This window comes from Spirosoma spitsbergense DSM 19989 (genome assembly GCF_000374085.1).
In the GTDB taxonomy this organism is placed as follows: Bacteria; Bacteroidota; Bacteroidia; order Cytophagales; family Spirosomataceae; genus Spirosoma; species Spirosoma spitsbergense.
The window spans coordinates 19,676-38,295 of record NZ_KB893588.1 but is presented as its reverse complement, the minus strand read 5'-3'; the positions used below and the strand labels follow the sequence as shown (position 1 = coordinate 38,295).

Here is an 18,620-nt window from a genome sequence, read left to right as displayed (position 1 = left end):
CAGGGTTTTCACCCCAAACAGAGTCTGTAGATTTTGGGCTTCCTGCTGGGTTTGGGTCTCAAAAGCGAGCAGGGATGGGTACTTCAAGGCGAACATCGCATAAGCACTCATCAAAACATCGGGCAAGGAAAAGGAACGATTGGCTGCCCGTTTATCGGGAAAGCTACTAAACCAGCTACGCAACGTGATCATTTCGGTATCCAAACTGATGGCTTGCTGTAATTGTTGGTAGGTTTGACGCATGAACACAAACTACCAAATCAAACAGCAAAACCCAAATTAGAAATTGCTGTCAATATATCCTTGCTTCTCCGTAGAACTGACGCAGTCGGTCACGTGATCGCTTCAAGCGCATCTTTACGGCACTTTCCGTCAGGGAATACTGAATGGCTAATTCCTGTATACTGGTATTTTCCTGGTATTTTTTTTGTAGCAGATGTTGTTCCATGAGCGGCATACGGGTGAGCGCGTACTGGATTTTGACCCGGTTTAACTCCCTCTGTTGTTCTATTTCATTATCGTCGGAGATCAGGGGCATACTTCCCCAGTTATCCAGCAGTATGGGATAGTGGCGGGCACGGGTAGAACGAATCCGATCCGTACAGTAATTGGATGTGATGGAATAGAGCCAGGTGGAAAACTTGGCGTGTTGTTTATAGCTTTCGAGTTTACCCAGCAGCCGCATAAATATATCCTGCGTCAGATCATCTGCCTGCATCCTGTCTTTGGTAAACGACAGGCATTTGTTACGCACCTTATGACAGTAGCGTTCATAAAGTTGTTCGAAGTAAGCGTTTTGACGGGTTTTCAGGTAACAGTCAACTAATTCTTCGTCAGTATAGTTTTTATGCATACATAAGTTACGGTAAAGAGATACCCAATAAACGTAGTCTAGGCGTTCTTGGATTCCAGGATGTAAAATTACCGAACCATGAGTATAATTAACTAAGCAGGCTGCATTTACTTATCAATAAAATTGCAGGCTATCTATATGCCCGTTCGTCGGCCCGGTACAGAACCCCAAAAGAATTTTTACACTTCCTTTGGGGGGACCTTAGCGTGTTCAGGTTTGAGCACAACCACATCACGAACCAGCCCGCCCGCGTTGAGTTTTTCCACCATTTTATCCAACAGCGGGGCAGCCCAGTTCGGGATGTACTTGTCTGTCGTCTGAATCATTACCTTAGGGAAATCATACAAAGAACGGCCCAGGCCAAACTGCACAGCGCAACGTTTCATGGCATCGCTGATACCCCCCTTCACAGGTTCGACGGCGGTGCGACTGGCACCATCCGTTTTCTTCACCATTTCGCCACCGGGCAAAATGGCCGTTATGGTACACAAAAAGCCCCCGTCAATTTCTTTTATCTCATTTTGCCAGCCCGCCCAGCCAAACTGATCATCAAAACGTTGCATCACACAGCGGTTGGTGATGTAAGGCACCACAATAATTTTCTGACCGTCTTTGGTCTGGCTTTGCACCCGCCACTCAATTTCGTGGACGGTGAGCGGGGCAGTCAATGCGTTTAACTCCATGTTGGTTTGGTGTTGTCTTTTTCGTTAGGTTATTTACAATAAAAATCAATGGATGTTACCCGCCTGTTCCTGGTTTAGCCTGGCCAGCCAGACAGTACGGTAGCCACAGGTGGGATAAAGTCAAAAGCAAGTATCGTATCTTCCAGCATGCTGCCACTTTCTACCGTTCATTCCATTCCAGCCCAGTCGGCGAACATCGATTTGACGTCGTCATCCTGAATGGTACCGCGCAACGCTGCAAAGTTACTATATAATACAAGTAAAACATAGCCATATGCCTGTTTGTTACACTAGCCGGGCATATGCACTCACTTCCACTTAATGCCGCATCCAATTGGTTTGGTAATTGGTGACTGTACCGGCCTGTCTGCCAATAAACTACTAACTGCTTCATCAATGTAACGCCGTTGTACGCTACCTGTATCCTGCGGATTATCGTCAACAGCCCCTTTATATTCGAGAATAAACTGACCGGCGTTCTGTTTCAGGACATACACTTCCGGCAGTCGTGTAGCCCCAAAAGCGCGGGCCATTGACTGCGCTTCGTCCATCGCATAGGGATAAGGATAGTTTTTGATTTGGGCACGGACTTGCATGTTTTCGAATGAATCTTCCTTATAGGCTTCCGGGTCATTAGCCATCACTGCCAGTACCGGGTACCCCTGCCCGGCAAATTTTCGATCCAGCGAAATAAGCCGTTCTTCGTATGCTTTTGAGAACGGGCAGTGATTGCTTGTGAACACTACAATCAGCCCTTTTTTGTCGCGATAGTTACTCAACGAAATCGGAAGTCCGTCAATATTTTTCAATTTAAAATCGGTAACAGCATCGCCCAGCCCATAGCCCTTCACCGGCTGAGCCAGGGCGCTGATTCCGGTAAGCAAAAGAAACAGCCCTGTGGTGAGCAACCGCCCTGTGTATTTTTCCATTACTTGTTTAACGTGTTTAAGTCTTAGATGGTAAACCTATCGAAAAGATTAATAAACAGGACTTTCGGACTGAAGCGTGTGTAAACGAGTTTTTGACCTATTCCCCACAAAACCTCATCAATTGCCTAAAAAGATACCTGATACTTGTTTACTAAACAGTGTTTATTATATTTGCGTCGTTAATTACTTAATCAATGGGTATTACTGAGCGAAAAGAACGGGAGCGGGAAGAAATGCGGAAGCTGATTCTGGACGGTGCCCAGAAACTGTTTCTGGCTAATGGGTACGATAAAGTAAGCATTCGCAACATTGCCGATGAGATTGAGTATAGTCCGGCAACTATTTATCTGTATTACAAGGATAAAAATGAACTGCTGTACGCGCTGCATCAACGTGGATTTGTAAAGATGGTGCAGGAATTCCAACCCCTGCTCCTCTTAACGGACCCGTTTGAAAAACTGGTAGAAATGGGTCGCGCCTATATTCGGTTTGCGGTCGAGAATCCGGAGTTATTTGACCTGATGTTTATCATGATGGCTCCTATGGACACACTCGATAAGGAAGACTGGATGGAAGGTGACCAAGCATTCGGCCTGCTCACGCAGGTTGTACAGGAATGCATAGACGCGGGTATTTTCCAGAAACACAATGTTCAGGCTACGGCTATGATGATCTGGAGTGGCATTCATGGCTACACGGCCCTGTATTTACGGAAGCGACTGGGTATGCTCCCCGAGTGTGACCGGGAATCCATTATGGATGATGCATTTAATCTGTTTTGCGAAACGCTTCGGCATGGATTATAAAAGTAGGCCCCGGCCTATTTTTTTGCCCATACACTAAACACTGTTTATTAAATAATATATGATTATGAGACACATTATCAACCATCTTACAAGTCCTGTAGTGTTTTTGAAACCTTACAGGTGTGTTCTTATCTTATTCGTTATTTTTCATCTTTCGTTCTTACTTTCAGTTAACGCTCAGCCTTCACCAATTCTGGAGCGTTACATTCAGGAAGGGCTCACGAATAACCTTTCATTACGGCAGGAGTCACTGGAAATAAGCCGTGTAACGGAGTCATTGAATCAGGCCAGGTCCCTATTTTACCCGCATATAGCTTTCAATCCCACCTACTCCCTGGCAGCTGGTGGTCGGCGATTGGAATTCCCGGTGGGCGATTTACTCAACCCAGCGTATAAAACACTCAATCAGCTCACTGGCTCCGACAAGTTCCCAACAAATATTGAGAACGTAAACCAACTGCTGGCTCCCAATAACTTTCACGACACTAAAATCAGTGTCAACTACGCAATCTTCAATACCGATATTCACTACAACTACCTCATTCAGAAACAACTGGTATCGGCGCAGGAAGCTCGCAGACGCGTGGTCGAAAATGAACTGCGCTATACGATTGCCACGGCTTATTACCAGTACCTGCAATCGCTGGATGCGGTAACTATCTTTAAAAACTCCCGTAAAGTACTCAACGAATTGACCCGGCTGAACGAGAAATTAGTCAATAACAACGTGGCGACAAAAGAGGTACTGACATCGGCTCGCTACGAAGTCAGTAAAGTAGACCAGCAACTGGCCGTGGCGGGGAAAAATCGGGAAACGGCCCGTGCCTATTTCAACTTCCTGCTCAACCGCGACCTAACCGCACCCGTTACGGTCGACTCATCCTTAACGAGAATCCTGCCCGAATCGAAAGAAAATCTGCCGGACTTACAGCAAACGGCCATACGTGGTCGGCAGGAATTGGCTCAACTGAACGGTTCGCTGGAAGCCGCCCGAACGGCTGTGCGTCTGAACGAAGCCAATGCCAGCATTCCCAATGTGTACGTGGGGGCAAACACGGGTTTTCAGGGCTTCGGCTACACGTTTAAAAATCAGGCTTATGTGGTAGCACAGGTAGGGTTGCAATGGGACTTGTTCAAAGGCTACGAGAAACGCTCGAAGATTCAACAGGCAAAAATCCAGACCGACCTCCTGCAAACTCGCCTGACCGACGTACAGCACCAGATTCAGTTGCAGGTATTGCAAGCGTATTATGACCTCAATGCCGCCACCGAAAGTTTAGCTGCAACCCAAAGCGGTGTGCTCAACGCCGACCAGACCTTCCGGGTCATTGACAGCAAATACCGAAACGGGCAATCCTTACTAATTGAATTTGTGCGCTACGAGAACGACCGCCAAACGGCTCAGCTTCAGCATTCACTAGCCCGAACGGATGTACTCATCAAGCGGGCCGCCCTCGATAGGGCTGTAGCGGTAGGTCAGTAATCTAGCGATCATTTTACAGGGATTCATCAATACTTACCAGATCGATTGTCAACTATTAAAATCATGAAAACAAACCACCTTATTTTCTCACTTCTGCTCGCCGTCGCGCTTTGGTCGTGCGGCAGCAAAGCCGAAAAGCCCACCACAGTCACCACCGATGAAGTTATTGTACCGGTCAGGCTGGCACCGGTCAGCACGGTAACCAGGGCCGAACCTATTGTCGCTTCGGGGTTGGTTTCTTCGGCGGAGGAAGCCCGACTGTCGTTTAAAGTTGGCGGCATCATTAACCAGATGCTGGTAGACGAAGGGCAGTCGGTCCGCAAAGGGCAACTGCTGGCTACCCTCGACCTGACTGAAATTAACGCGCAGGTCAGTCAGGCACAACTCGCCAGCGAAAAAGCCGAACGGGATTTAGGCCGGGTTAAAAGTCTCTATGCCGATACAGCCGCCACACTCGAACAACTCCAGAATGCCACAACGGGTCAGAGCGTAGCGAAACAGAGCCTGACCATTGCCCAGTTTAACCGCAGCTACGCCCAGATTCGCTCATCGGTGGATGGGACCGTAACACGTAAAGCCACGAATGCGGGCGAATTTGTAGCCCCCGGCGCGTCGGTCTACCTGATTTCGGGCAACCGCGCCAGTGACTGGGTAGTGCGGGTTGGCGTGTCGGATAAAGACTGGGCGCGGCTTCGACTCGGCAACCGGGCTACTGTCACGCTCGATGCCTATCCCGGTAAAGGTTTTACCGGAAGCATTACGAAATTGGCGCAGGCGGCCGACCCTGTCAATAAACTTTACGAAGCCGAAATAAAACTGTACCCTGCGGGCGTAAAACTGGCCCCCGGCCTATTTGCTAAAGTCTCACTGACACCCGCCCAAAGTCGTAGTTATTCGCTGATCCCTATCGAATCCGTCGTGGAAGGCAACGGCAAAGAAGGATTCGTCTACGTACTGACCGACGACCGAAAACATGTACGGAAAACCCCTATCCAGATTGGCTTTTTAGATAAGGACAACGTACTGCTAACCAACGGACTGTCGGGGATAAAAGAAGTGGTTACAGCGGGGTCCGCCTTTCTGACTGAGGAAAGCGCGGTGGTGGTAAAGTAAGGTAATGTATAATAAAAAATGTACAATGGATAATGATATGAATGAAGACGATAGGGGCTTCTGGCTTTTTGAACCTGGGGCATCCTATACGCAGAAACCAAACGTGGTACTTGAAAAGTCTTTCGATTTTTCGGTTAGAATTCTAAAATTCTACAAATGGCTTTGTCAGCATCACCGGGACATTATTCCATTGGCAAAGCAAGTACTGCGTAGCGGTACATCGGTAGGGGCCAATCTGGAAGAAGCAGATAGTGCATTTTCCAAAAAGGAATTTGCCGCTAAGGTTGGAATCTCCTTGAAAGAAGCCCGCGAAACGAAATACTGGCTCCGTTTGCTTCACGCTACTGAGTATATCGACAGCAGCATATTTTCCTCCCTTTGCAATGATAACGACGAATTGATACGCCTGCTAAATAGTATTCTGAAAACGACAAGGGACAACCTTAAATAATTTGATTACCAGAACTTTAGGGTAGTTCCATTATACATTGTTCATTATAAATTATTCATTATCATGCTATCATCTTTTTCCGTCAAAAACTGGCAGTTTATGCTGGTGCTGTTTCTGGGCGTGGCCGCTCTGGGCATCAACTCGCTGCTGAATATGCCCCGGGGTGAAGACCCCGAATTTGTGGCTCCGCAGTTCGCCGTAGTGGTCGTGTACCCCGGCACCGATGCCCTCGATATGGAAGAACTGGTTGTAGACTCCGCCGAAAAACGGTTCAATGAACTCGACAATATCGAGCACGTTATTACCACCGTGGGCGACGGGCTGGCCGTGTTTCGGGTCGAGTATGAATACAGCCAGGACCCCGACGAAAAATACCAGGAACTCATTCGGGAAGTCAACGCGCTGCGGGCCGAATTACCATCGGACGTATTCAGTATCAAGATCAACAAATTTTCCCCGTCCGATGTCAGCATCGTGCAGGTGGCCTTACAATCAGAAGTGTTATCGGATAAGGAGTTAGGGAAATACGCCGACGACCTGAAAGAGCAACTGGAAAAAGTCAAAAGCCTAAAAAACGTGGACGACTGGGGTTACCCGGAAAGTACGGTGCGCGTATCGCTGAACATTGAAAAAATGGCGCAGCAGGGCATTACCCTCAACCGGATTGCGGGAGCGTTGCAAGCTGAAAACGTGAACATTCCGGGTGGTAGCGTGCAGGTAGGCGCACGAAAATTCAACGTCAAAACGGCGGGTAAATACGAATCCCTCGATCAGATAAGAAATACGATCATCTCGTCGAATGGAACTAAAATAATCTACCTGCGCGATGTGGCCGACGTATCGGAAAATCTGGCCGACGAAACATACATCACCCGGCTTAATGGCCACCGGGCGGTACTGGTAACAGCCAGTCAGAAAATTGGGGAGAATATCCAGAAAGTAGGGGAACAGATTAACCCTATCATCGACAACTTCGCCAAGAGTCTGCCGCCCTCTGTCAAACTAACCAAAAACTTCGATCAAGCCGCCAGTGTCGATAAACGGCTGGGACACTTCGTGCAGGACTTCGCTATTGCCATTTTACTGGTATCGCTCACGCTGTTACCGCTGGGTTTCCGGGCCGCCATTGTTGTCATGATCTCCATCCCGTTATCCCTGGCCATTGGACTATCATTACTCGATGCGTTTGGATTCAGCATCAATCAGTTGAGCATTGTCGGATTGATCGTTGCCCTCGGCATTCTGGTGGACGACAGCATCGTGGTGGTCGAAAACATCGAGCGATACATGCGCAACGGGTTTTCGCGAAAAGAAGCCGCTATCCGGGCAACGAGTCAGATTACGCTGGCCGTTATTGGCTGTACCACTACGCTGGTACTGGCGTTTTTACCCCTACTGTTCCTGCCCGAAGGGTCGGGTGATTTTATTCGCTCCCTGCCGATGGCGGTGGTCACAACGGTGCTGGCATCGCTGGTCGTTTCGCTCACCATCGTGCCGTTTCTGAGTAGCCGAATTCTGAAAGAATCACATAATCCAGAAGGCAACATTTTTCTACGGGCCTTGAAGCAGCTCATCAGCGGCTCATACAGCCGCCTACTGCACAGCGCGTTACGACGGCCAGGAGTAACATTACTCATTGCCGGGGCCATTTTCGGACTGGCCGTTTCTCAGGCGGGTCGGGCCGGGTTTGGGCTGTTTCCAGCCTCCGAAAAGCCGCAGTTTCTGATCAATATCGAAACGCCGGAGGGTAGTAGCCTGAATGAAACCAACCGTGTAGCCCGATACGTGGAAAGTAAACTGAAGCAGGACCCGGAAATCAGGCATTTTACGACCAACGTAGGCAAGGGCAATCCCCGCATTTACTACAACGTGATTCAGCGCAACGAGGCCACCAATTTTTCGCAGTTTTTTGTGCAGTTGACCGATGTTGAACCAGCCGGAAAACGTGCCCTCATCGACAAATACCGCGACTTGTTTGCGCTGTATCCGAATGCCAGGATTGAGGTAAAAGACTTTGAACAGGGTCCAGACCAGGAGGCACCCATTGCCATCCGGGTCTTTGGTGAGAATATGGACACCCTCCGGGCCGTGGCTGCCCGCGTCGAAACGACACTCAAACAAACGGCCGGTACTATTTACGTCAATAATCCGCTGGCTACCCGCAAAACGGATATCAGAATTAAAATCAACAAAGAAAAAGCCGGGTTGCTGGGCCTGTCCATCGCCGACATTAACCGTACCATCCGTATGGCCGTGGCGGGCCTGACTATTGGCACCTTCAAAGCCCCAAACGACGACACCGAGTACACGATTAATCTGACCTTACCGAAGGGCCGCGTAACAGACCAAACGGTACTGAACAACCTGTACGTGAACACCGTATCGGGTAGTGCCGTACCCCTCCGGCAGGTGGCCGACCTGGAGTTTGAGACCGGCACCAACCTGATCAAGCACTACGACAAAAACCGGTTCGTGAGCGTGACGGCTTTCGTAAAAACCGGCTATCTGGTTGACAACGTGTACAATGACCTGCTCAAAAAACTGGATGCGCAGAAATTCCCGGCCGGATTCAGCTACGTTGCCGCCGGTGAACTGGAAAGCCGCTCCAAATCCTTCGGCGGGCTGGGCACCATTATCCTGATTACCATTTTCGGGTTTATGGCCGTACTCATTCTGGAATTTGGCACCATCAAGAGTACGCTCATTGTGTTATCTGTCATTCCGCTGGGGGTTATCGGGGCTATCGTCGCCCTGTTGCTGACAGGCAATCCATTCTCATTTGTGGCCATCATCGGCCTGATTGCCCTGATTGGTATCGAAGTTAAAAATTCAATTCTACTGGTCGATTTCACCAATCAACTCCGGGCGGAGGGGATGCCGTTGCTGGAAGCTATCGAACATGCGGGCGAGGTTCGGTTTGTGCCCATTGTGCTCACCTCGCTTACGGCTATTGGTGGGCTAATGCCGCTGGCACTGGAGGGTAACCCATTGTACAGCCCACTGGCGTGGGTACTTATAGGCGGCCTGATTTCCAGCACGTTACTATCCCGAATCGTAACGCCGGTGGTGTACAAACTGCTGCCACCAAAGGTAGAGGTGAAGGAAACGGAGGCAAAAGAACTGGAAATGGCCTGATTGTCAACTATTCGCAGCATCCCCGTTAAAAAGGCTCATTCACTATGTACGACACACTGATACGATACTGCACCCAATTTGTCGAACTTACTCAGACTGACAAAGCCCTGATAATGGCTTCGTTCCAACCGTTGACTTTAAAACGTAAAGAGTTCTTACTCTCCGCAGGAAGCGTTTGTAATTTTATCGCCTTCGTCAAGGCGGGTGTTATTCAGCATTATCACGTCAAAGATGGCACCCTGTTTACGTGCGATATTACGATGCCGGAGCATTTCATCACCGACTATCGAAGTTTCACAAAACGGGTACCCTCAATCTACAACTTTCAGGTGTTAAAGAATGCCGAACTGCTCATTGTGTCGCACCAGAATTTGAAGTCGCTATACAGCCAAAGCAGCCGACTTGAAACATTCGGCCGACTTATGGCCGAGCAGGTGGCTCAGCGTACTACCGAAATTGCTATGTCGCTGGCCTTTGACAAGCCCGAAGTGCGCGTGGCTAAACTGCTAACCCAACGCCCTGACTTATTTCAGGTGGTACCACAACACTACTTGGCCAATCTGGTCGGGATAAGCCCGGAATCATTTAGCCGTATCCGGGCCAGAGAAAGAAAAAAGTCTTAACAAACGTCAACGATTTACAGCTCTAATCTGGCTGATCTTTGTGCTGAAATCATCTTATAATCAGCACAATGAAAACAACACTTTTGCTTTTAACCCTGCTTTTTAGCGTAAGTAGCTTTGCTCAGACACAGTCTGGCGTTTATGCCCAACCTGTTTTAGGGAAGGGAAAACCGCAGCGACCGCTTCAGTTAAGCCTAGACATTTATCCGTTTCTATTTCTCTCAAACGGCGGTGGCGGTACAGCTTCGGTTGAGTTCGGCCACTGGCAGATTGGGGGTGTAGGATTCAGCGTCGTTCCACCCGATTATATCACTAAAACATTTTTTCGGAACGTCGACAATGTAACGGTTGTGCGCAACAACGCCGTTGAAGTATTCGCCAATTATTATTTTCGCCCCGACCGTAAAGGCGTATACGCCGGTTTTTTGGGTGGGCCAGAATGGTTCATCATGGAAGATAAACTAACCCGTCAACGCGAAATGATTCGCAAAACCTACGTAGTTCCCCGGCTGGGCATTCGGGTGTTTCCGTTCCATAAGTGCTTCTACGCCGATGCCAGTTTCGGCTGGAGCCTAAACCTGAGCGGTACCCAAACCCGAACGCTTGGCCAGTCTGCCTATAATGCTTCGGGCGGAGGGTTCATTTATTTTCTGCAGATAGGAGCCCGTCTCAACTTAGTCAAACCAAAATTCTGACGCATCATGAAAACGTTCCTTGAAACCTTGCAAACACGCAACGAAGTGCTTTTCTTCTTTGGCCTGATTTGTCTGATTCTATCGGTCGTTTTTTTAGTGTTAACCCGATTAACCAACAGGCAGGTAATGGGCGTCAATGCCTGGTACAAACCCTTCAAATTCGCCCTGTCCATAACTTTGTACGCCTGGACTATGGCGTGGTTCTGCCATTACCTGATGCCTGCCTTCAATCCGGCACCCTTTAACTGGGCCGTTATTGGGTTACTGGGGTTTGAGATTGTGTACATCGCGGTACAAGCCGGGCGGGGCCAACGTTCGCATTACAACCAGAGTAGTCCCGTTTATGCAAGGCTTTATTCACTCATGGCGCTGGCCGCTACGGCCGTAACGCTGTACACGGCCTACGTGGGCATTTTGTTCTTTATCCGCAGCTTCCCCGATCTGCCCGACTACTACGTCTGGAGCATCCGCATCGGTATTACGTTGTTCGTCATCTTTTCGCTGGAAGGCGCGGTGATGGGGTCTCGGATGAGCCACACTATTGGTGGGCCGGACGGAGGAAATGGTTTGCCCCTGGTAAACTGGAGCCGACAGTATGGCGATCCACGCATTGCTCACTTCATCGGTATGCACGCTCTGCAGATGCTACCCATGCTAGCCTGGTATGTGTTCAAAGACCTGAAAATAACGCTGTTATTCGGGCTTTTATACGCAGTACTGGCAGTTTTTACACTTGTTCAGGCGCTTAATGGCAAACCGCTTTTCGCTCAAAAAAGCTCCGTCACGACGAATCCTGCCCCTTCTCACTAACGTGCTCCCACAAATTTCAGCAGGTCGCGGTAGATGATGTTATTTTTCCAGAACAACTGGGCTGCCATTGGGACATGTTTCTTGCCGGGCAGGGTTGTGATTTCGTTTTTCACGCCCTGTTCCTGTAATTTTTCGTGGAATCGCTTCGAACTACTGGTAATACTGGGATACGTTTTCCCGCCCACGTAAATCAGCATGGGCGGACAACCGGCCTCGACGTGGTACATCGGCGATACCGACCGCCAAACGGCAGGGTTCTTTCCGTAGGGAATCAGGTACCGTTCGTCGCCGGGGTATTGCATTTTGGTCAGATAGTCGAACATATCCAGTCCAGCAGGATCATCAAGAATGGCTCCTTTCACGGGGTTCTGGTTTACGCCAATTTTAGCAAATAGTTCATCGTCGGTGGCCAGCAGCGCGGCTAACCCGGCTCCTGCCGAATGCCCCATCACAAAAATCCGGTTTGGGTCGCCCCCGTACTCGCCAATGTGCTGTTTGGTCCATTGCACGGCGCGGGCGCAGTCGTTGGCCATGGCGGGAACCTCTACAGACGGGGCCAGCCGGTAGTTTATAATTACGGCTACCACACCCTGTTTGGCCAGTCTTCGACCAATAAACCAGTAGATGTTTTTACTCCCGCTATTCCAGCTTCCGCCGTGAATAAACACCACAACGGGCCGGGCCGTAGCTGTTTTTTTATTGGGTGCGTAAACGTCCAGTATATGCCGTTCGGCATTAAAATCAGGCTCCGTTGCCACAACATAAGGCACATCTTTGGTGCGATGGCTGTGGCAGGAAATAGCGTAACCACTCATGGAAAATAATACAACCGCCAGCGTGAGCAGGGCAACCGGAACCCGCCAGAATAAGGGGAAAGAAAACAGACGAAACATGCAGTAATCAGTGTACAGACTTTTTTGCGCAGGCACCTGACGGTATCCGGCTGTTGTTTCTAACCCTAACCAGCCTAAACCAGTTCATGGGATACGGAGAACCAGCCAGCCGGATTGGCACCTGCTAACACACCAGCACCCACGTTCCAAAAGGTTCCAGGGTAAGGCGACTTACATCGGCCAGATCCAGTCCCATTCGCTGCGCCGGTATAAGCGTAATTCGGTATCCGCCCTGCACCGTTTCGGGTAGCTGAACTGTTATGGATTGGCCTGTATGGTTCGCTACAAGCCAGCAATGATGGGTATTATCTGTCAGTAGCAAGGTACTACAGGTCAGTGGCTGACTTGTTTCTGTGCGAATGACCTGCCCTCCCCTAAAATTCTGTACCGCCGACAGCAGCAATCCCAAGGGGTATTGTTGCCCATCGGCTAACATAATACCCTGATGGCCGACCGTTTGAAAATAGGTTATCGATTCCGCCCCCGCTTCGGCCAGATACTTTATACTACCCAGCGTCCAGCCTGCGGCCCAAAGCGATGGTTGCCGGGGATCGGCTTTCTGGTGGTTTGTCTGTTCGCGATCTTTGGGGTCGTGGGCGTAAGGATTGACCCGCTGCCGGAGCGTTACGGGCGATACGTGAATGGGTACTGAGCCGACGAAGGTTCTGGCCGTTTGCACAGTATCGCCCTGGGTATCGAGCGTCTCTACCATCGACCGGTTGTCGAAGGCATGCACCTGCGGGTGAACGCTATAGGCAACAAAATCGACCTTATCGGTAGCCAGCCGGTTGCGATTCAGCTCCGTAAAATTATAGTTAGTCCCCGCACCGATACGCGTTTGTGGCCACACCTTTCGCAGGAGGGCGGGAGCCGTGGCGAGTACAGCCTCCGCAGTGACCGGTTCATTGACAGAAAACAGCATTATTTCAGCCAGTGCTACTTTATGCTGTTGCACAACCGACAGGAAGTCCCTGAGTTCGGCAGTATACTTATTTGTCAGATGCAAAGCAACGAGTACGGGTGTTTCGCAGGCAAGGGCATTGGCAACCTCCGCCAGAAAATCAGTTTCCCAGTCAGCCTGAGCTGGAACAATTTCCACCCGATAATGCGCGAAGTGGCACGATTGAATTATTTTTTGAACGGATTCGGTTAGTACCCGAACGTCAGTAGAGGCTCCAACGCCGATGGCAGGCAGTGGGGTGCTTTCCTGTTCAAACACCTGAACCGTAATCTCCCGCGTCTCTGGCATCGGCAAAACCGGTAACGATTGTTCGGGCCGAAACTCGATTTGCTGACGCACCCGGTCTCCGGCCCGAAGTTGAACCGGGATAGGAAGAGCCGACGGCGTGCAGAACGTTTTAAACGATGCATCCGTCCAGTTGCGCTGATCTTCCGTTTCAAACACGTCGCCGGTCAAATCCAGCCGAAACCAGACCCCGTCGGCCTGTTGCCAACGCATACCGGCTAGCTGTTTAAAGGGGTTTTCCGGGCTTATTGTCAGCGGAAAGTGCGTAGTTTCCCACTGCCCGTCAGGGTGGAGCAACTGGCAGGGTTGCCCGGTCGTCCCCTGAATGGGATGCAGGAGGCAAAAACCAGCCCTATTACGCAGGAACGTCTGATGAGACAGCCCATCGATCGTCATACTGAACGATCCATCGGCATTCCCTTCGGCGGTTACTTTCCAGGTGAATAAGACGGTCGAATCACGCTGGTAGTGGCAGTCGTAACGGATCTGAAAATGATCAGTACCGATAATTATCTCTTCATTCGTGCGGATGGGGGTTAGGGTGCCCCAGTTTTCGTCCCGCATCGAAACGTAAATCATCCGTAGAATTTCATCATTTCCCCACCGGAAATACCGAAACGAACCTTCTTCGTAACCAACCGTCAATGGGCCAGCCCTCAGTTCGGTGTAAAGCGGCAGGGCTGTATCACTTCCGTAAAGTTGCTGGTTTATCGTCATGACTTCGGGTCAAACACGACGTGTCGGATACGGTTCCGTTTCCAGGTATAGGTAATATGAACCCGGCCATCGCTGGTTTGAATCACGGCCGGATAGGAGTATTCGCCCGGTTCATTTTCGAGCACGGCCAGCGTTTTCCAGGTTTTCCCATCGTCGGAGATAGCAACGTCCAGCGGAGTGCGTGGCCCGGATTTACCATTAACCGGCGATGTAGGGTTGTACACTAGCACCTGCCTGCCATCTTTCAGGGTTACGGCATCCGTACCTGAGTTCGGATTGGGCAGGGTTGTTTTCTGAAGGGGTGACCACGTCTTACCCCCATCCTTCGACCATGTTTCCAGAATGAATCCACTTTTCTGACTGCGGCAAAGGGCCTGCAATCGTCCGTCTGGGTGAAAAAGGACGCTGGGCTGAATAGCCCCATCCTCCAGGCCATCGTTAATGGGTGGCGTTTTTGTCCAGGTTTTACCCCAATCGCTGGTCATTTCAAAATGCACCCGCCAGTTATGGTCTTCGGAACTGGTCGGGCACAGCAACACGCCCGACGGGAGTAAGACAGGCTTATTTTTGATGGGACCCGCAATGCCATCGGGCAGCCGTTCGGCTTCGGACCAGGTTTTGCCCCCATCCGCCGACCGCTTCAGCATGCCCCACCAGGTGGAGGGGCTGGGGCCAATTTTATAAAACAAAAGCAGGTCGCCTTTGGGGATTTGAAAAAGGACCGGATTCCAGCAGGGCAGCCGCTTCCCGTCGGGTTGCACCCCCGTGGCGACTTCAACGGGTGGCGTCCAGTTCGATGCGGTCTTTCTGCTTGTCCATATGCCCACATCAGGATGGCGCTCATGGGTTCCGCCAAACCAGGCGGTTACCAGTCCCTGTGGCGTTTCGGCTATAGTAGAAGCATGGCACTCTGGAAAAGGAGCCTGTTCGTAAACCCATTCTTTCTGTACGAAAACCGTTTTGCCTGACTGGCCAAACGTGCTATTGACCGTTAGCATCAGCCCAATAAGAACCGCAAATACGGGGTAATTAGATTTGATCATAATGCGTAGTATTCCTTCGCTAACAGAAGTCGGCAATTTCTTTTCTTTACTGATAAAACAACTTATGTCTCCGGCTGTGAAGGTCCTAATGACTATATTTTAGGTTGACTTCACGTTGCCAACTACGCTAATCAGCAACAACTCAACCTCATTTCGGTTAATTAATTGACTCATTAACATGCATCCCAACGCGTTTCAACGCGCTCTACTCGTACATGGATTATGGATACAAAAGCGATCAAACGTTTTTTTAGTAATGCCTGGATTGTCCTTCGTGATTCGTTCAATGGTTTTCTGGATGATCGTTGTTTGAAACTTAGTGCCGCCCTGGCTTACTACACTGTTTTTTCGCTGGCTCCCCTGTTAGTACTGATCATCTCCCTAAGCAGTATTTTTTTTGGTGAGGAAGCGATACGGGGGCAGGTCTTTTCGCAAATAAACGGGTTGGTTGGCAACGAAGCGGCCAATCAGGTTCAGAACATGATCAAAAACGTTGGCCTGTCTGGTAAAACAAACACCGCCTTGGCCATCGGTATCGTCACATTATTAATTGGTGCAACAAGCATATTCGTCGAAATTCAGGAATCGGTCAACATAATCTGGCGCGTCAAGGCGAAGCCCAAACGGGGCTGGCTGAAGTTGATCAAAGACCGGCTGTTGTCCTCTTCGCTGGTGGTTAGCCTGGGTTTTCTGTTGATGGTATCTCTGGTGGTTAACGGATTTTTACTGGTGTTGAAAAACCATCTTACCAATTTGTTGCCCGATCTGGGTGTGTATATTATCCGTGGGATTAATTTCCTGATCAGCACGACTGTCATAACCATACTGTTCGGCACTATTTTCAAAGTACTTCCCGATGCTAAAATTGCCTGGAAAGATGTTCGGCTGGGAGCCGTTTTTACGGCGCTGCTTTTCATGCTGGGGCAGTATTTGATTGGCTTGTATATTGAGACAGCCGGTACCCAGTCAACCTACGGTGCGGCTGGTTCCCTAACCGTTATTTTGACCTGGATCTACTACACTGCCATTATTCTGTATTTCGGAGCGGAGTTTACGCAGGCGTATGCCAATCAGTTCGGCATACGTATCGAACCGGCCGAGTACGCGGTGTATCTCGATCAAACAGAACGGGAAGAAGAAGTTTCAGTCATTCCGTCAGAAAAGAAAGCAGACCAGATTCGGAAAAAATAACGGCAATTAGCAATTGGTGGGCCGGGAAAGGCCAGGATTATATACGCTACCCCATTTTCAGGTATAAATGTCAGATCGACAGTTTTTTGTCGATTGATGGTTGATAATTGATTAAACTTTCACTGATTTTACCCAACAGTAAGCCTATTTAGAGAAATAATTGCTTTTTTACAGGCTGATTTAAACACACAATTACCGGACTGTTCTGATGAACCAACTTGCCCTAACCGATTACGTTATTTTCTTCCTGTATTTTATCGGTGTTTCTTCGTACGGATACTGGATCTACCGGCGAAATCAAAAAACCAAACAAGACACCAAAGATTTCTTTCTGGCAGAAGGGTCTCTGACCTGGTGGGCCATTGGGGCCTCCCTCATTGCTTCCAACATCTCGGCCGAGCAGTTCATCGGCATGTCGGGCGATGGCTACCGTTTTGGGGTTGCTATTGCGGTGTACGAATGGCTGGCAGCCATCTCCCTGATTATCGTAGCGGTGTGGTTCATTCCGATTTATCTCAAGAATCACATCTACACGATGCCCCAGTTTCTGAGTACCCGCTACAACGAAACAGTAAGTTTGATAATGGCCGTTTTCTGGCTGTTTCTGTACGTATTTGTTAACCTGACCTCCATTTTATTCCTGGGTGCGCTGGCTATCAGCAGCCTGATAGGAGGGGATAGTTTCCACATAGTCATTCTTTGCCTGAGTGTGTTCGCTATTTTCATCACCCTGGGAGGCATGAATGTGATTGGGTATACGGATGTTATTCAGGTGTTGGTCCTTATCATTGGCGGTCTGGTTACCACCTATCTGGCTCTGCAACAGGTAAGCCTAACGATGGGACTGGACGGTGGCATTGTGTCGGGATTGGGCGCCATGTTCAAAGATGCCGATGACCACTTCCACATGATTTTCGAAAAACCGGATGCCGGTGCACCCCAGGCCGATATCAAGCGGTATCTGACCCTGCCGGGTATTGCTATGTACCTCGGCGGCATGTGGGTTGTTAACCTCAACTACTGGGGTTGTAATCAGTACATTACGCAACGGGCTTTGGGCGCCAACCTGAACACCGCCCGTACAGGTATTCTCTTTGCGGCCATCCTGAAAATTTTCATGCCGATTATCGTGATGCTACCCGGTATTGCCGCTTACGTGATTCACAAAAACGGTGGACTACAGGGGGAAATGCTCCGCAATGGTGTTGTATCGGGCGATAACGCTTACTCGGCGGTACTCACATTTTTGCCGACTGGTCTGAAAGGCCTGTCGGTTGCCGCCCTGACGGCCGCTATTGTGGCTTCATTGGCGGGTAAAGCCAACTCTATTTCAACCATTTTCACCCTCGATATTTACCAGAAATACATCAATAAAACCGCCAGCGAATCCCGTTCGCTCTGGATTGGACGAGTTACCATTCTAGTGGCGGTAGCCCTGTCCGTTGCCTTGGCGTGGGACGATGCGCTCGGCATTGGTGGTGAAGGAGGTTTTACGTTTATTCAAAAATATACCGGCTACATCAGCCCCGGTATTTTCGCGGTGTTCCTGCTGGGTTTCTTCTGGAAACGTACCACCGGTATAGCGGCTATTGCTGGTATTTTGGGCGGCTTTGGCTTTGCGGTGCTGTTCAATAACTTTGCCCCCAGCCTGTTTGGTCCCGAAACGATAATGTACACGGCGTTTCTAAACAGTGATGGCGTGTATGAGATACCGTTCCTGATTGCTATGGGCTGGGCGTTCTTTCTGACCGTTGCGATGATGGTACTCATTAGCCTTGCCGGGCCAAAAATAAACCCCAAAGGTCTGGCTATTGACTCGTCCATGTTTAAACTGACACCAACCAACCTGGCTATGGTAGTCATTATTGTTATGCTGGTATCCATGCTGTATATCCGGTTCTGGTAAAATTTGATGGTCATTCAATCGTCATTGGTGGTCATTCCTGGTC

17 protein-coding genes are annotated in these 18,620 nt (G+C 49.7%); 10 read left to right on the top strand and 7 right to left on the bottom strand.

Translation table 11 applies throughout. The features are described from left to right. The 4 genes from B157_RS0128140 to B157_RS0128125 all read right to left on the bottom strand — a co-directional run. Positions 1-243 (bottom strand): hypothetical protein (locus B157_RS0128140; protein ID WP_020606653.1); only part of this gene is annotated, 243 nt, incomplete at its 3' end. Between the two features lie 49 nt (positions 244-292). Next, the gene (locus B157_RS0128135; protein WP_020606652.1) at positions 293-853 is read right to left on the bottom strand and encodes an RNA polymerase sigma factor; all 561 of its coding nucleotides are present in this window, start codon (positions 851-853) and stop codon (positions 293-295) included. 179 nt (positions 854-1,032) lie between these two features. Beyond that, on the bottom strand, positions 1,033-1,536 hold the full coding sequence (locus B157_RS0128130) for a Rad52/Rad22 family DNA repair protein (RefSeq protein ID WP_026309020.1): 504 nt from the start codon (positions 1,534-1,536) through the stop codon (positions 1,033-1,035). 308 nt (positions 1,537-1,844) lie between these two features. Further along, positions 1,845-2,465, bottom strand: a complete 621-nt coding sequence (locus B157_RS0128125) for a thioredoxin family protein (protein WP_020606651.1) — start codon at positions 2,463-2,465, stop codon at positions 1,845-1,847. Between the two features lie 194 nt (positions 2,466-2,659). Here B157_RS0128125 and B157_RS0128120 point away from each other — a divergent pair, with 194 nt between their 5' ends. From B157_RS0128120 to B157_RS0128085, 8 genes are all read left to right on the top strand, one after another. Continuing rightward, positions 2,660-3,271 carry a TetR/AcrR family transcriptional regulator gene (locus tag B157_RS0128120; protein ID WP_020606650.1) on the top strand — a complete coding sequence of 204 codons (612 nt, stop codon included), beginning with the start codon at positions 2,660-2,662 and terminating at the stop codon, positions 3,269-3,271. A gap of 277 nt (positions 3,272-3,548) precedes the next feature. Next, positions 3,549-4,754 (top strand): TolC family protein, encoded by a 1,206-nt coding sequence (locus B157_RS0128115; protein WP_020606649.1) that lies wholly within the window; start codon positions 3,549-3,551, stop codon positions 4,752-4,754. 63 nt (positions 4,755-4,817) lie between these two features. Continuing rightward, positions 4,818-5,867 carry an efflux RND transporter periplasmic adaptor subunit gene (locus tag B157_RS0128110; RefSeq protein WP_020606648.1) on the top strand — a complete coding sequence of 350 codons (1,050 nt, stop codon included), beginning with the start codon at positions 4,818-4,820 and terminating at the stop codon, positions 5,865-5,867. 4 nt (positions 5,868-5,871) lie between these two features. After that, positions 5,872-6,318 (top strand): four helix bundle protein, encoded by a 447-nt coding sequence (locus tag B157_RS0128105; RefSeq protein ID WP_342664720.1) that lies wholly within the window; start codon positions 5,872-5,874, stop codon positions 6,316-6,318. 60 nt (positions 6,319-6,378) lie between these two features. Next, entirely contained in the window at positions 6,379-9,453 is a 3,075-nt protein-coding gene (locus B157_RS0128100) for an efflux RND transporter permease subunit (protein WP_026309017.1), read from the top strand. Between the two features lie 44 nt (positions 9,454-9,497). Continuing rightward, a complete protein-coding gene (locus tag B157_RS0128095) occupies positions 9,498-10,076 on the top strand; it encodes a Crp/Fnr family transcriptional regulator (protein WP_020606645.1) in 579 nt (192 codons plus the stop codon). 68 nt (positions 10,077-10,144) lie between these two features. Then, positions 10,145-10,771: a hypothetical protein gene (locus tag B157_RS0128090; protein WP_020606644.1), complete on the top strand. Its 627-nt coding sequence runs from the start codon at positions 10,145-10,147 to the stop codon at positions 10,769-10,771. A 6-nt stretch (positions 10,772-10,777) separates the two neighbouring features. Next, on the top strand, positions 10,778-11,581 hold the full coding sequence (locus tag B157_RS0128085) for a hypothetical protein (protein ID WP_020606643.1): 804 nt from the start codon (positions 10,778-10,780) through the stop codon (positions 11,579-11,581). Here B157_RS0128085 and B157_RS0128080 read toward each other — a convergent pair. The 3 genes from B157_RS0128080 to B157_RS0128070 all read right to left on the bottom strand — a co-directional run bounded on the left by B157_RS0128080 (position 11,578) and on the right by B157_RS0128070 (position 15,480). After that, on the bottom strand, positions 11,578-12,474 hold the full coding sequence (locus B157_RS0128080; RefSeq protein WP_020606642.1) for an alpha/beta hydrolase: 897 nt from the start codon (positions 12,472-12,474) through the stop codon (positions 11,578-11,580). The two genes, B157_RS0128085 and B157_RS0128080, sit on opposite strands and share 4 nt — an antisense overlap. Positions 12,475-12,598: 124 nt before the next feature. Next, positions 12,599-14,437 carry a D-apionate lactonase family protein gene (locus tag B157_RS0128075; RefSeq protein ID WP_020606641.1) on the bottom strand — a complete coding sequence of 613 codons (1,839 nt, stop codon included), beginning with the start codon at positions 14,435-14,437 and terminating at the stop codon, positions 12,599-12,601. Then, the gene (locus B157_RS0128070; RefSeq protein WP_020606640.1) at positions 14,434-15,480 is read right to left on the bottom strand and encodes a sialidase family protein; all 1,047 of its coding nucleotides are present in this window, start codon (positions 15,478-15,480) and stop codon (positions 14,434-14,436) included. The genes B157_RS0128075 and B157_RS0128070 overlap by 4 nt, the downstream gene beginning before the upstream one ends. Positions 15,481-15,702: 222 nt before the next feature. Here B157_RS0128070 and B157_RS0128065 point away from each other — a divergent pair, with 222 nt between their 5' ends. Both B157_RS0128065 and B157_RS0128060 read left to right on the top strand, forming a co-directional pair. Continuing rightward, on the top strand, positions 15,703-16,671 hold the full coding sequence (locus tag B157_RS0128065) for a YihY/virulence factor BrkB family protein (protein ID WP_020606639.1): 969 nt from the start codon (positions 15,703-15,705) through the stop codon (positions 16,669-16,671). Positions 16,672-16,879: 208 nt separating this feature from the next. Next, positions 16,880-18,577 (top strand): sodium:solute symporter family transporter, encoded by a 1,698-nt coding sequence (locus B157_RS0128060; protein ID WP_020606638.1) that lies wholly within the window; start codon positions 16,880-16,882, stop codon positions 18,575-18,577. Positions 18,578-18,620: the final 43 nt, after the last annotated feature.

Coding starts and splice junctions, on each gene's coding strand:
- B157_RS0128135 (WP_020606652.1), bottom strand. CDS start 853: ATGCATAAAAACTATACTGACGAAGAATTAGTTGACTGTTACCTGAAA.
- B157_RS0128130 (WP_026309020.1), bottom strand. CDS start 1,536: ATGGAGTTAAACGCATTGACTGCCCCGCTCACCGTCCACGAAATTGAG.
- B157_RS0128125 (WP_020606651.1), bottom strand. CDS start 2,465: ATGGAAAAATACACAGGGCGGTTGCTCACCACAGGGCTGTTTCTTTTG.
- B157_RS0128120 (WP_020606650.1), top strand. CDS start 2,660: ATGGGTATTACTGAGCGAAAAGAACGGGAGCGGGAAGAAATGCGGAAG.
- B157_RS0128110 (WP_020606648.1), top strand. CDS start 4,818: ATGAAAACAAACCACCTTATTTTCTCACTTCTGCTCGCCGTCGCGCTT.
- B157_RS0128105 (WP_342664720.1), top strand. CDS start 5,872: ATGTATAATAAAAAATGTACAATGGATAATGATATGAATGAAGACGAT.
- B157_RS0128095 (WP_020606645.1), top strand. CDS start 9,498: ATGTACGACACACTGATACGATACTGCACCCAATTTGTCGAACTTACT.
- B157_RS0128090 (WP_020606644.1), top strand. CDS start 10,145: ATGAAAACAACACTTTTGCTTTTAACCCTGCTTTTTAGCGTAAGTAGC.
- B157_RS0128085 (WP_020606643.1), top strand. CDS start 10,778: ATGAAAACGTTCCTTGAAACCTTGCAAACACGCAACGAAGTGCTTTTC.
- B157_RS0128080 (WP_020606642.1), bottom strand. CDS start 12,474: ATGTTTCGTCTGTTTTCTTTCCCCTTATTCTGGCGGGTTCCGGTTGCC.
- B157_RS0128075 (WP_020606641.1), bottom strand. CDS start 14,437: ATGACGATAAACCAGCAACTTTACGGAAGTGATACAGCCCTGCCGCTT.
- B157_RS0128070 (WP_020606640.1), bottom strand. CDS start 15,480: ATGATCAAATCTAATTACCCCGTATTTGCGGTTCTTATTGGGCTGATG.
- B157_RS0128065 (WP_020606639.1), top strand. CDS start 15,703: ATGGATACAAAAGCGATCAAACGTTTTTTTAGTAATGCCTGGATTGTC.
- B157_RS0128060 (WP_020606638.1), top strand. CDS start 16,880: ATGAACCAACTTGCCCTAACCGATTACGTTATTTTCTTCCTGTATTTT.